General features: G+C 65.8%; 10 protein-coding genes. 6 read left to right on the forward strand and 4 right to left on the reverse strand.

What is annotated here, in order from left to right; genetic code table 11:
• Nucleotides 1-11: 11 nt before the first annotated feature.
• Entirely contained in the window at nucleotides 12-2,438 is a 2,427-nt protein-coding gene (locus QZ613_RS01255) for a cache domain-containing protein (RefSeq protein WP_291981285.1), read from the reverse strand.
• A gap of 78 nt (nucleotides 2,439-2,516) precedes the next feature.
• On the opposite strand from QZ613_RS01255, the gene QZ613_RS01260 reads away from it, so the two are divergent.
• Nucleotides 2,517-2,723, forward strand: coding sequence for a hypothetical protein (locus QZ613_RS01260; protein WP_291981287.1), 207 nt, complete (start codon nucleotides 2,517-2,519; stop codon nucleotides 2,721-2,723).
• Nucleotides 2,724-2,776: 53 nt separating this feature from the next.
• On the opposite strand, the gene QZ613_RS01265 is transcribed toward QZ613_RS01260, so the two are convergent.
• Both QZ613_RS01265 and QZ613_RS01270 read right to left on the reverse strand, forming a co-directional pair.
• Nucleotides 2,777-3,214 (reverse strand): cytochrome c, encoded by a 438-nt coding sequence (locus tag QZ613_RS01265; RefSeq protein WP_324593350.1) that lies wholly within the window; start codon nucleotides 3,212-3,214, stop codon nucleotides 2,777-2,779.
• A gap of 154 nt (nucleotides 3,215-3,368) precedes the next feature.
• On the reverse strand, nucleotides 3,369-3,707 hold the full coding sequence (locus QZ613_RS01270) for a hypothetical protein (protein WP_291981289.1): 339 nt from the start codon (nucleotides 3,705-3,707) through the stop codon (nucleotides 3,369-3,371).
• 335 nt (nucleotides 3,708-4,042) lie between these two features.
• Here QZ613_RS01270 and QZ613_RS01275 point away from each other — a divergent pair, with 335 nt between their 5' ends.
• Together QZ613_RS01275 and QZ613_RS01280 are read left to right on the forward strand one after the other, a co-directional pair.
• On the forward strand, nucleotides 4,043-6,478 hold the full coding sequence (locus QZ613_RS01275; RefSeq protein ID WP_291867486.1) for a heavy metal translocating P-type ATPase: 2,436 nt from the start codon (nucleotides 4,043-4,045) through the stop codon (nucleotides 6,476-6,478).
• 520 nt (nucleotides 6,479-6,998) lie between these two features.
• On the forward strand, nucleotides 6,999-8,327 hold the full coding sequence (locus QZ613_RS01280) for an alpha-amylase family glycosyl hydrolase (protein ID WP_043565261.1): 1,329 nt from the start codon (nucleotides 6,999-7,001) through the stop codon (nucleotides 8,325-8,327).
• A gap of 131 nt (nucleotides 8,328-8,458) precedes the next feature.
• Here the strand turns inward: QZ613_RS01280 and QZ613_RS01285 are convergent, their stop codons facing one another.
• A complete protein-coding gene (locus QZ613_RS01285; protein ID WP_291867483.1) occupies nucleotides 8,459-9,376 on the reverse strand; it encodes a carbon-nitrogen hydrolase family protein in 918 nt (305 codons plus the stop codon).
• 531 nt (nucleotides 9,377-9,907) lie between these two features.
• Here QZ613_RS01285 and QZ613_RS01290 point away from each other — a divergent pair.
• From QZ613_RS01290 to QZ613_RS01300, 3 genes are read left to right on the forward strand one after another with little or no spacing between them, the layout of a single operon-like run.
• Entirely contained in the window at nucleotides 9,908-11,170 is a 1,263-nt protein-coding gene (locus QZ613_RS01290) for a TolC family protein (RefSeq protein ID WP_291867480.1), read from the forward strand.
• A 10-nt stretch (nucleotides 11,171-11,180) separates the two neighbouring features.
• Nucleotides 11,181-11,693 (forward strand): LPXTG cell wall anchor domain-containing protein, encoded by a 513-nt coding sequence (locus tag QZ613_RS01295; RefSeq protein ID WP_291867477.1) that lies wholly within the window; start codon nucleotides 11,181-11,183, stop codon nucleotides 11,691-11,693.
• A gap of 17 nt (nucleotides 11,694-11,710) precedes the next feature.
• The gene (locus QZ613_RS01300; RefSeq protein WP_291867474.1) at nucleotides 11,711-12,862 is read left to right on the forward strand and encodes an HlyD family efflux transporter periplasmic adaptor subunit; all 1,152 of its coding nucleotides are present in this window, start codon (nucleotides 11,711-11,713) and stop codon (nucleotides 12,860-12,862) included.
• The last annotated feature ends 1 nt before the right edge of the window (nucleotide 12,863 follow it).

The following is a 12,863-nucleotide window of genomic DNA, read 5'->3' on the forward strand; positions in this document are numbered from 1 at the left end:
GGCCGGCGGCTTCACAGGCGCCCCCCCAGGAGGTAGGTGGAGAATTCCCCGACGTCTTCGAGATAATGATGACCGCGCAGTTGAAACAGATAGCGGTCGTGCAGCGCCTCGTAGACCGACTCCGTCGTATGGATCGTTCCCGGTGGGGCGGAATCGGCCATCGCGTAGGCCATGCGTGCGGCCTCACCCCAGAGGTTGAACGAGCTTTCCTTGCGGTCGATCAGGCTGCCGATCGCCGGTCCCAGGTCCATGCCCAAATGAAAGGCCGAGGGGGCATGCTGTTCAGCGAACAGGCGCTCGCAGGCGGCCTGCGCGGCCAACGCAAATTCGGCCAGGCAGACGGTTGCGTGCTGGACGTCCGCGGAAGGATCGGCGGCAGCGACCACCCGATCAGTGAGAAATTTGAGGTAGGCCACGCCGTGTTGCGAGGCTGCCGCGTCGATTTGCGCGAGCAGGCGGGCTATCGTCGATTCGCCGGAGCGGTCGTCGGCCGATCGGGCCAGGGCCAGCGCGTCGCTGAAGCGCAGCGATACGAAAGCCAGCTGATCAATGCGCTGCACATCGTCAGCTCGCACGGGGTGCGCACCGTCCGGGAGCTTCGCGGCAAAGGCGGCAGTACGGCGTGCGCCCAGCCTCGCATCGATGTTCAATTCCTGAACGGGCGCTTCGGCGTGCGGCGCCGCTTCGCTGTCATGTGCCTTCGCCTTGCCGGCCGGCGGCATGGCCACCACCGCGCCAGCCGTAGCGCTGGCTGCCTGGCGGATGGCCATCAGATTGCCGATCGCCCGGGCAAACCGCTGCACCTGGTTTGGCCACTCGCTGCGACGGCCGTCCTCGAGCCAAAGGACGCCGGTCACCTGGCCGTCTATCTTGACGGGTACCGACAGCAGGGCCTGGCAGCCGAGCGGGGCGAGGTAGCTTCGGTACAGCGATACGAGGCGTGCGTCGTCGCTGCTGGCGACGTCGCCGACCGCGTTTTCGCTCTGCAGCCATTCGAAGAGACCGGGATGTTCCGATCGATCCAGCGTTGCGCCATCCGTATGGCCCTCGGTCTGCTGGTCAAAGCTGTCGAGACAGACCAGCGCATCGCCAGCCGGTGCGAGCTGCCACAGGCTGGCGCGGCGCACGCGAGACGAACGCGCGACAGCCTCGGTCACCAGTGCGAGGCCATTGCTCCCATTGTCCTCGAACAGCGTCGACTGCGCCGCCAGCATGCCGAAGGCCTCACCCTGCGCGTCGAGCTGCGCCTGACGCTCGAGGATGGAAATTGCCTCCTGGTCGGCGCGCAGCCCCTGGCGGACCACGAGCCCGGCGAGACCGCCTGCCAGGGCGATGACCGCCAGGCCCATGCCCAGCGTGTCGCGTACATTCTCTGCAACGAAGCCGACGAAATCGTCCTCGGGGACGATCATCAGGATCGACCAGTCGTGCGGCAGCAATTGGTTGAGCGACGACGTCGAGCTGATGTAGCGGCGGCCGGCCATCTCGAAATCGTGGCGGCCGTGCCCTTCGACGCGGTAGCGGTCAAAGGCGCGGCTCACCACCGGGTCGCCGATGTCATCGACCCGCAGCAGTCGCAATTCGCCGCCGCCATCCTTGCTCACCAGCGGCTTGCGCGGGTGCGCCATCACCCGCCCCTGGTCGTCGACGATCAGCGCGAGGCCGCTCTTGCCGATGGCGAGTGTGGCGAGAAAGCGACTGAGGCTTGCCAGTTCGACGTCGGTACCTACCACCGCAACCAGATCCCCGTCCGTATTCAGATAGGGCAGCGACGCCGTGATGCCCGCGGCACTGGTGGTGAAGAAGAGGTAGACATCGGTCCAGAACAGGTCCTTGCTTTTCGCGGCACCGACGAACCAGGGCCGCGCGCGCGGATCGTAGCCATCCCAGGGGGCTTGCTCGTCGGACAACACCTCGCCTTTGGCGCCATGGCGCGTCAGTTGCATCACGGGGGCGTCCTGCGCTCCATGCGGGCGGCGGATGGTCTTGGTTTCCAGTCCGCGCTGTTCACCATCCTGATAGCGCCGCACCATGAAGAACTCGCCAGCCGGGCTACCGATGAAGACGCTGGTGAGCTGCGGCGTGTTGTCAAGGATCCCGCTCGCCACCTTCTCGGCGAGTTCGCGCCGCACGCTCAAGAGGTCCTCGTCGGCGAGCAGGTCGCGGGTAAAACGGACGACCCCCGGGATGGGTCCCAGGTAGGCGCCAACCTCTGTTTCGATGCGGCTTTGCAGGTTGCCGATGACGCCCTCGGACAGAGCCAGGGCATCGGCACGCATGACCCTGAACTCGTGGATCGCGTTGCCGATCAGTGCGGCCAGCAGAATGGCGACCACGGCGACCGGCAGCCAGATGCGAAGGCGCCGGCGTCGGGTGACCGCCTGGACCTCCTCGAAGGCAATTGCCTGGTTCGTTGTTGTCGTGCGCCAACCCGCCAAGAAACCCTCCACAGTGGAAATGCCCTGTCGTTTCCCGCCACTGATCCGCGGGATCTGAAGCGATCAGTCACGCGGCAATTGCCGCGCAACGACCAAGGCTTCCCGTTCGACGCCAAGCTTACCCGCAAAATACCGCATTTCCGCCCCTTCGCGCTGGTCGGCGGCATGGTCTCGTCGACGGTGCTGACGCTGTGCGTCATTCCGGCACTGTATGCGCTGGTCAAGCAGTGGCAGCTGCGCCGCGAGTTGGCGAAAGTGCCAGTGCTGCCGTTGAGCGAAAGCTGATCTGTGCGGCCGCCTTCGCTCCGTGCCGCACGCGCACCCGCGGGCGGATGGCCTTATTGAATACCGGCCTTGCGCTGCTCGAGCCGCACATAGGCGGTGATCTGGGCGACGTCGTCGGGGCTCAGGCCGGGAACGGGCGCCATGTCGCCGAACTTCCAGTGATGGGCACGACTCCCGTTCTTCACCGCCAGCTGGAAAGCGGCGTCGCCGTGATGCGAGGGCTCGTAGATTTTGCTCAGCATCGGCGGCCCCTTGTCGCTGCCTTGCAGATTGGCGCCGTGGCAGGAAGCGCAGTTTTTCTCGAACAGGGTCTTGCCGGCTGCCGGGTTGGGCATCAGCCCGGGGCTCGGCTGTGGCACTGGCATGCCTTGCGCCGCGACCGGCAGGCTGATCGCCGCCGCGACGATCAGCAGCGCGAGCAGACAAAGCTGCAGGCGGGTGTCGCGACGGGGCGCAGGAATTGCCAGGGATCGATTTGGTGTCTTTTTCACTTATGCGCTTCCTCGCGGGTCGTCATGGCTGCCGGCACGCGGCGGCGGGGCCGAACAGCACGAAGGGGGTTTCGCCCTGGCGTGCGCTTCGGCATTGGCTTGTCGCCAGGCGCGAAAGCTGGCCAGGAGTCGTTTCAGCCAGGGAATCATGAGCTTACTTCGCCTGGCTGCCGTGCATTCCCGGCGTCATCGGCATCCCTTGCTGACCCTGCATGCCCATGTTGCCTTGGCCAGCGGCCATCGGGCAGCCGGCGCCGAAGTCCTTCATCATCGCCTGCATGTCGTCCATTTGCGCCGCCATCATCGGCATGCGCGCTTCACCTTCAGTCTGCTGCAGGGCGTGCATACGAGCCTGCATGGCTTGCATGCGGGCCTGCATCTGAGCGGGTGGCGGCTGCGTTGGCGCAGCTTTTTCGGCAGCCAGCAAGGCGACCGGCGCGCTCAGCACGGCGGACAAGGTGATCATCAGGATATTGCCGGACAGTGTTTTCATGGTCATTCCTTTGCTGGGTGAGTGCTTCGTCGTGGGAACTTCATCACGTTCGCCAGTATCGACGATCGATACCGACGACAATCTGACGCGGGAATGACATTCTTGTCATGCTGTTTCCGCCAGCCCCGCCAATGCTTGCGCGGTCGGCTTGTTTCGTCAGGACTGGCTGCCCGCCACCAAGCGCCGGTGGCACCGGCCAGCGCAGGTGACTGAACCGTAATCCTGCGGTCATCTCCTCGTGGGGTGGCGACCGGCACCATGGGCGACGTCGAAGGCTGCCGCCAAGCGAGAGAAGCCGTGCGTCAGCCAACAGGGGTACCCTGGAAAGGATTGCCATGGACACGAAAACACGGTCGGGCGGGCACGACCATCATCATCACCAGCCCGAGCGTTCGCATGCGGCACACAGCCAGCACGGCTCACACAGCTCAAACGGCGATCACACGGTGGCGGAGTCCGCGACGGTGAAGGACCCGGTCTGCGGCATGTCGGTCACGCTTGGCGCGGGAAAGCCGAGCTTCGCGCACGACGGGAGGACCTGGCATTTCTGCTCGCAGAAGTGCCACGACAGGTTTGCGGCGGACCCGGCGCACTACCTGAGCGGCGCGCACAAGAGGCAAGCGCCCCCGGTACCCGCCGGCACGCAATACACCTGTCCGATGCACCCCGAAATCGTCCGCGATGCCCCGGGCGATTGCCCGAAATGCGGCATGGCGCTCGAACCGATGGGCGTCCCTAGCGGAGACGAAGGTCCCAACCCCGAGCTGGTCGACTTCCGGCGCCGTTTCTGGATCGGTGCCGTGTTGGCCGTTCCCCTGCTGCTGCTGAGCATGGGGCCCTTTCTCGGTCTGGGCTTCGCACGCGATTTGCTCGGTGAGCGCGCGGCGCAATGGGTCGAACTGGCCCTGAGCACGCCGGTGGTCCTTTGGGCCGGCTGGCCGTTCTTCGTTCGCGGCGTGAAATCGGTCGTCAATCGCAGCCTCAACATGTTCACGCTGATCGGCCTGGGTGTTGGCTCGGCGTATCTCTTCAGCATCGTCGCGGTCCTCTTCCCGGGCTTGTTCCCGGACGGCTTCCGCGACGCGCAGGGGCACGTGGGCGTCTATTTCGAAGCCGGCGCAGTCATCGTCGTCCTGGTCCTGCTCGGTCAGGTGATGGAGCTCGGTGCGCGCGAGCGCACCGGCTCGGCGATCCGCGCGCTCCTCGACCTTGCCGCCAAGACGGCGCACGTGATCCGTGCCGATGGACGCGAGGAGGAAATCCCGCTCGAGGAAGTCGTCGTCGGCGACCATGTACGCGTGCGGCCGGGCGACAAGGTGCCGGTGGACGGCGTGGTGATCGATGGCCGATCTTCGATCGACGAGTCGATGCTCTCGGGCGAAGCGGTAGCGGTGGAAAAGGTCGCCGGTGACCCGGTCACCGGGGCGACGATCAACGGCACTGGTTCACTGATCGTCGAGGTCAAGCGGGTCGGCGGCGACACCGTGCTCAGCCAGATCGTCGCCATGGTCGCCAACGCGCAACGCTCGCGCGCGCCGATCCAGAAGCTCGCCGATTCGGTCGCCGGCATGTTCGTTCCGGCGGTGATCGGCGTCGCCATTCTGGCGTTCATCGCCTGGGCGGCCTGGGGACCGGCGCCGGCGCTTTCCTATGGACTGGTCGCGGCGGTGGCCGTGCTGATCATCGCCTGCCCCTGCGCGCTCGGCCTGGCGACGCCGATGTCGATCATGACCGCCACCGGACGCGGCGCACAGGCCGGCGTGCTGATCAAGAACGCCGAAGCGCTGGAGCGCTTTGCCAAGGTCGATACGCTGATCGTCGACAAGACCGGAACGCTGACCGTCGGCAAGCCGAAGCTGGTGGCGGTGCTGCCCGCTGCCGGACACGAGGAAGACGAGGTATTGCGCCTGGCCGCCAGCCTCGAACGCGGCTCGGAACATCCACTGGCCGAGGCGATCGTCAGCGGCGCCGAAGAACGTGGCGTGGAACTGGCCAAGGCCGACGAGTTCGAGGCGATCACCGGCAAGGGCGTCAAGGGTGTGGTCGATGGCCAGGCTGTTGCCCTGGGCAATGCGGCGCTGCTCACCGAACTGGGGCTGGATGGCGGTGCCTCCGGTGCGTTGGTCGAGGCAGCAAACGCTCGCCGCGACGAGGGCGAAACGGTGATGTTCGTCCTCATCGGCAGCGAAATCGCCGGCCTGGTGAGCGTCGCCGATCCGCTCAAGGAGACGACGCTCGAAGCGCTCAAGGCGCTGCACGCAGAAGGCCTGAAGATCATCATGGCCACCGGCGACAACGAACGTACGGCGCGTGCCGTTGCCGGGCGTCTGGGGATCGACGAAATCCGTGCCGACGTACTGCCCGCGGATAAGGCGCGGATCATCAAGGAATTGCAGGCCAAAGGCCACAAGGTGGCGATGGCCGGTGACGGCGTCAACGATGCGCCGGCACTGGCGCAGGCCGACGTCGGCATTGCCATGGGCACCGGCGCCGACGTGGCCATCGAGAGTGCCGGCTTCACGCTGGTCAAGGGTGACCTCAACGGTATCGTGCGTGCACGCCGGCTGGCCCGGGCGACCATGCGCAACATCAAACAGAACCTGTTCTTCGCCCTGGTCTACAACGCCGCTGGCGTGCCGGTGGCTGCGGGCATTCTGTATCCCTTCCTGGGCATCCTGGTGTCGCCAATGCTTGCCGCCGCGGCGATGAGTCTGTCGTCGATCTCGGTGATCAGCAACGCCTTGCGGCTGCGCAGCGTGCGCCTTGAGTAGTGGTCGCTTCGACAGGCTCTGAAACCCGGGGCGATGGTGAGGTGCAGAGGTGGCACCCCATACGTACAAGCCGACGGTGTCGACGCTGTGCGTCATCGCGGCGCGGGATGCGCCGGTCAAACAGTGGCAGTTGCGCCGCGACCTGGCCAAGGCACCGGCACTGCCATTGAGCGAAAGCCGATCAGTGCGACCTTAGGCGCTCGGCAGGCCGCGGCCACTGTGCAAACGCGGGCGCTAATGGTCGTCACGTGTCGATGACACACCTGACGATGAATGTCATGATCGTTCCCCTCTACTGGCAGTGCGCATTCCGGGTTGCACGCCGGAATCGTTCGACGGGCAGCGAGCATGCTCCCTGAATTCCCGGTCTCGGCCTCGGCCCTTCTCGCGCCAGGGGAGAGGGGAGGTTCGTGAGTCGCGGACGCGACTGTGGCGGTAGCACTTGCCCATCTGGCAGCCGCAAGCGGGGGCTGGGCGAGGACGAGACGGATGAGCAAGTTTGCGAAATGCAGGATCAACCATGGAACGGCAGCTCATGAAACGCAGTGAAATCTGGTATCACCTTTATCCACTCGGCTTTCTCGGCGCGGAGGAGCGGAATCCGGCCCCGGGTGCGGTGGATGGCCCCATTTCCCATCGCCTGGCGGACCTGGTGGGCTGGCTGGACCATCTCGTGGAACTCGGGGTGACAGGATTGCTGTTGGGTCCGGTCTTCGAATCGGGATCGCACGGCTACGATGTCGTTGATCCTTTTCGCATCGACCGCCGACTGGGCAACGAAGCGGATCTCGTGGGTCTCATCGACGAGTGCCGTCAACGTTCCCTTCGCGTGGGGCTCGATGTCGTCTTTCACCACGTCGGACGCGACCATCCTTTCTTTGTCGACGTCCTGGCGCATGGTCGTGGGTCTTCCCGCGCGGACTGGTTCCACATAGATTTCGATCGACCGGGAGACGACGGATTCCGTTACGCCAAATTCGAGGGACACGGCCAACTGGTGAAACTCAATCATGGCAATGACCAGGTTCTCGACTGGGCCGTGGAGGTCGCTCGTTACTGGCTGGATCGTGGTGTCGATGCCCTGCGACTGGACGCGGCCTACGCGATCCCGGCAGGTTTTCTGGCGACTTTCGAGAGTCGCGTGCGTGCCCTGCGGCCCGATCTCCTGCGCATCGGCGAAGTGATCCATGGCGACTACGTGGCCATCGCCAAGGCGTCACGGCTGACCTCGGTAACACAATACGAACTATGGAAAGCCATCTGGAGTTCGCTCAACGAACGCAACTTCTACGAGTTGGCCCATGCGCTGGAGCGCCACATCGATTTCTGCCGTCATTTTGTGCCGTGGAATTTCGTCGGCAACCACGACACGACGCGTATTGCCAGCACGCTCAGCGACCGGCGCCATCTGCCACATGCGCTGGCGATTCTGTTTACGCTACCTGGCCTCCCTGCCGTCTACGCTGGAGACGAGCAGGGAGCAGAAGGTCGCAAGTACGATCGAGAGGGAGGCGACGCGGAGATTCGCAAGCCGTTACCGTATCGGCCCGGCGAGTTGGCCGGCGACAGTCTGCTCATCTGGCAACTCCACCGTGAATTGATCGCCGTCCGTCGCGCTCGGCCTTGGCTTGCCGATGGCGCGTTAAAAGTTACGCAGCTGAGTAACCGCTCGATGGCCTTCGAGGTGCGCTCACAGACAAATCTGCTGGTCACGGTGTTGAACACCGATGACCGCTCTGTTTCGTGTTCCCTTCCACCCGGTCTTGTTCTGGTCGCCGGGCACGCAGTGGCCAAGCTTAAGGCGACCGAGTTGCCAGCGCAGGGATGGGGGATCTGGTCGTCGGCGTGATACCTGCCGCGCTTCGCGCCAGTCGCGTGGGGGTGACCGGGGACAGAGCACGGTTCAGCTACGTGAGACAAGCGTAGGCCGCCGTCGGCAGTCCAGGGCTGGATCGCCGCCGTTTGCCAGCGGCTACCCTCTCAGGAGTGACCGCTATCGTGCCGCTGGTGCAAGGCGCTCTCGATCTTCTTGAGCTCGGCGATGCGTTCCATGCGTCCCGGCTTGATCAGGGGGCCGAGCGAATCGAGATAGGGATGCTCAGTGTCGCGCCAGTAGATGCTGAAATCACCGAGGTGGTCGCGAAAGCTCTTCAGCGGCTGGCCGAGGCGCAGGACACCGAGTTCGCGGCTGCGACGAACGCGATGTATGTCGAGTTCGATGGGGATGATCTCCTCGTTGTTCTGCGCCTGGTAGAGCACACGACCGTCCGGTCCGCAGATGATCGAGCGACCGCTGCCGCCGGTATCCAGTCCATTGACGTCAAACAGGAAGCATTGGTTGATCGTCGCCATGGCGCGGGCGATGGCCAATTCGTTGTCGCGGTCGATGGTGCCGGTGAGCGTCGGGTGGAGAATCACCTCGGCGCCCATGCACGCCAGCGTGCGAATGGTTTCCGGAAACCACATGTCGTAGCAGATCGAGACGCCAAAGCGGCCGACGTCCGGGACGTCGAAGACGCAGTATTCCAGGCCCGGTGTGACGCCTTCTTCGTAGGGATAAAAAGGGAACATCTTGCGATAGCGGGTCACCACCTCGCCCTGCGGGTTGATCACCGAGGCGGTGTTGTAGATCTTGTCGTCTGCTTTTTCAAAGATCGATCCCGGCAGCAGCCAGATCCCGTACTTGTGCGCCATCTCCTGCATTTGCACTTCGAAATCGCAGGGGAACTCCTGTGCTGAGTACGTCAGGGGGCCGTAGGCGCACAGCTCGCTGAAGACCACCATCTGCACCCACGGATAGAGGTTCATGGTGATGTCGAGCTTGAGCTTCATTTCTTCGACGTTCGAGTCGACTGCCGACACGTTCATCTGAATACCGGCGACTGCAAAGTTGTTCAAAAGGGTTTCTCCGAGAAAAAGGGGGGGCTGATGGACAGGGAGGCTGTCGTGCCGCGTCCCGCCGGCTGCGCGCTGGGTCTGTTCCCTGGATGCGCGACGAAAGCGGAGCACGCTGGTCAGGAGCGCAGGCGCGCGGCCAAGGTCCTGGGGCGGCCGGTCCTGCTGAGATCGGGCATTGTAACAGGCAGGGCCATTGGCGCCAGGAGCGCCCGCTTTCCCGACAGGAACTGCCGCTCGCCAACAATGACAGGAATGTAATGCGGGCGTCAGCCTGCTGTGCGGCGGATCGCTGCAGAATGCGCCACCAGACGCTACTTGCCAGCTCGATCCATTTCCCGGAACTGAAACCGCTCATGAAGCCATTTCGACCCTTCCTTGCGCTTGCTCAAGCAAGCACCGCGGGCCCCGAGACTCGCCGGGGAGGGGCAGCGTCCGTCGTCGCTGCGAGCGCTGGCGCTGGTCGTCCCCGGCAAGGGTCCCAGCCTCTGAGTCATGGCCGTCGCTGAGCCGCCGCTCTCGCGGTGCCCTCCGATGAGCGCTGCGCGCTGGTCGCTGCGCCTGGTCACGTTCCTCGCCGGCGTGATGCTGGGCTTGCCCGGACTGGCCGCTCTGCCGCCTTCTCCCCCGCCGACGCGGGAAGGGGGGCTTGGCTTCTGGCTGGAACAGGCATGGCTGCGGAATCCCCAAGCCAAAGCGCTGGACGCCCGCGAGGGCGAAGCGCGTGCGGCGCAGGAACTGGCGTCCGGACTGACGCCGGAGCCGGGGTCGGTCAGCGTCGGCACGCTCAACGACCAGCTGAACAGCAACCGCGGCAAACGCGAGATCGCCGTCGAGCTGAACGCCTACCTGTGGCTGCCGGGACAGAAAGCCGCGCGCGAGGCCGAGGCCGAGAGCCGCTTCGCTGAAGTGGGCGCCAGGCGCGCTGCCCTGCGCCTGGCGCTTGCCGGCGAACTGCGCGAAGCGTGGTGGACGCTGGCCGCGGCGCGCAATACGGCCAGCCTGGCGGCGCGTCGCCTGGAGACCGCGCGCACCCTGGCAGGCGAAGTCCAGCGCCGCCACCGGGCCGGCGATCTGTCGCGCATCGACGCCAATCTGGCAGAAATGGAAACACAGGCCGCGGAAGCCGAGTGGATCGACGCCGACGGAGCGCTGCTGCAGGCCGAACACGCCTTTCGCGCCCTTACCGGCGCACCTGCTCCATCCTCGGTTGCTGCCGAACAAGTGGCCACCGCGGAGCGTGGCAACGCGAATCCGTCGGCGCCGCAGACGCACCCGCAGCTGGGCGCTGCTGCCGCCGCCTCGCGAAGTGCCCGCGCCAAGGTGAAGGTCGCCGAGGAGTCGCGCCGCACGGCGCCCGAACTGAGCCTGCTCGCGCTTCGCGAGCGCGCCGACTTCAGCGAAGCCTATACCGACAGCGTCGGCATCCGCCTGAAGATTCCCTTTTCTTCGAGTGCGCTGGTACGCCGCGAAAGCTCCGCGGCGCAGGCGGAGGCCGACCAGAGCGACGCTGAAATGCAGCGTGTCGAAAACCGCGTCGAGCTTGATGTCGCCCGCGCCCGCCAAGCCCTGCAGGCCGCCGAGCGCCAGTACGTGCTCGCCGAGCAACGGCGGGCGCTGAGCACAGACAGTCTGCGCCTGGCTGAAAAGAGCTTTGCCCTGGGCGAATCCGACCTGGCGACGCTGCTGCGCATCCGTGCTGCCGCTTACGACGCCGACACGTTTCTTGCCCGCCAGCGGATTGCCCGTGCGGCGGCCATTTCACGCCTGAACCAGACCCTGGGAGTGTTGCCGTGAGAGTGCTGTCATGAAACAGCTTCTGGCCACCGCCCTGCTGGCGGTCGCCTTTTCGGCCTTCGGCCACGGCGGCGAAGATCATGGCGCGCCGCCGCCAGCGCTCAGCCAGAGCGTCGCGCCACGGGCGAGTGCCGCCAGCGAGGAGTTCGAAGTCGTTGCCGCTCTCGAAGACCGGAAACTGGTGATCTATGTCGATCGCTTCGCCAGCAACGAGCCGGTGGCGGACGCCAGGGTCGAGGTCGAGGCGAGCAGCGTGCAGGGTCTGGCCAGCGAGACTTCGCCCGGCACCTACGTCATCGAGCTCGCCGCTGGCCTTCCCGCGGCCAGGCATCCGCTGACCATCAGCATCGAGACCGGCGACAGTGCGGATCTGTTGTCGTTGCTGCTCGACACGTCACGGCCGGCGAGCACCGTTGCGGCACACAGCCATGAGTGGAGCGAGTGGGCGGTGTGGGTCCTGGCCGCCGTGCTGCTGCTTGCCGGCGCCGCCTTGCTCCTGCGCCGCCGCCGGCAACGCAGATGATTGCGAAGAGGAAAACGATGCCCTTGCACAGAATTCTCGCTGCCGCCGCGCTGGCTTGTTCTGCCAGTGCGGTGCTGGCGCATGGCGACGAGGATCATGGCCAGGACAGCAAAGCGGTCACACCGGTGCCGGTCAGCGCGCCACGCGACGGCGCCACGACGAGCATGCGCCCTGCCGCGTCGCCACAGCGCCTGCCCGATGGCAGCCTGTTCGTGCCCAAGCCGTTGCAGCGGCAGATCGGCCTGCGCAGCCAACGAGTCGAGATCGGACCGCTCTCCGCGACGATCGAACTCAATGGTCAGGTGATCGCCGACCCGGAGACCGGCGGCCGCGTGCAGGCGACGTTCGCCGGGAGCGTCGAACCGGGGCCCAAGGGCATGCCGGTACCTGGGCGGGTGGTCGCCAGGGGCGAGGTCCTGGCCTACCTGCGCCCGGTCGGTAGTGCCATCGAGCGCGCCAACCAGAAAGCGCAGCAGGCCGAATTGGCGGGCCAGTTGGCCATTGCCGACGCCCGCGTGCGGCGGCTGGAAGCGCTTGAAGGGGCGGTGGCACACAAGGAAATCGAAGCGGCGCGCATTGAACGCGGCGCGCTGCGCAAGCGTCTGGCCGCCACCAGCGCCAGCATCGACAGCGCCGAGCCGCTGCGCGCGCCGGTAGCGGGCGTGATCAGCGCCAGCCGCCTGGTCGCCGGCCAGGTCGTCGATGGCAAGGAAGTCCTCTTCGAGATCATCGACCCGGCGCGCCTGGCGGTGGAGGCGCTGGCCTATCGGGCGGGCATCGGCGCAACGCTGATTTCTGCCAGTGCCGTCTCCGAGCAAGGCGCGCTGGAGCTTCTCTTCGTCGGCGGCGGACGGCAGATGCGCGAACAGGCGCTGCCGCTTCTGTTCCGCATCGTCACGCCGAATGCCATGGTCGCCGTCGGGCAACCCGTCAAGGTGATCGTTCGCACGGCGCACGAGATCGAGGGCGCGGCCGTGCCGCGTTCGGCGCTGACCCGCGTCGGTGCCGGCGAGACGGCGGTCTGGGTGCGCACCGACGCCGAACGCTTTGTAGCCCGCCGGGTGCACCCGCAAGCGCTCGACGCGAACCACGTCGCGATCAGCGACGGCCTGCACCACGGTGATCGCGTGGTCATCGAGGGCGCCGGCCTGCTGTCGCAGGTACGCTGAG

Source organism: Candidatus Accumulibacter sp. ACC005, from assembly GCF_907163215.1.
In the GTDB taxonomy this organism is placed as follows: domain Bacteria; phylum Pseudomonadota; class Gammaproteobacteria; order Burkholderiales; family Rhodocyclaceae; genus Accumulibacter; species Accumulibacter regalis.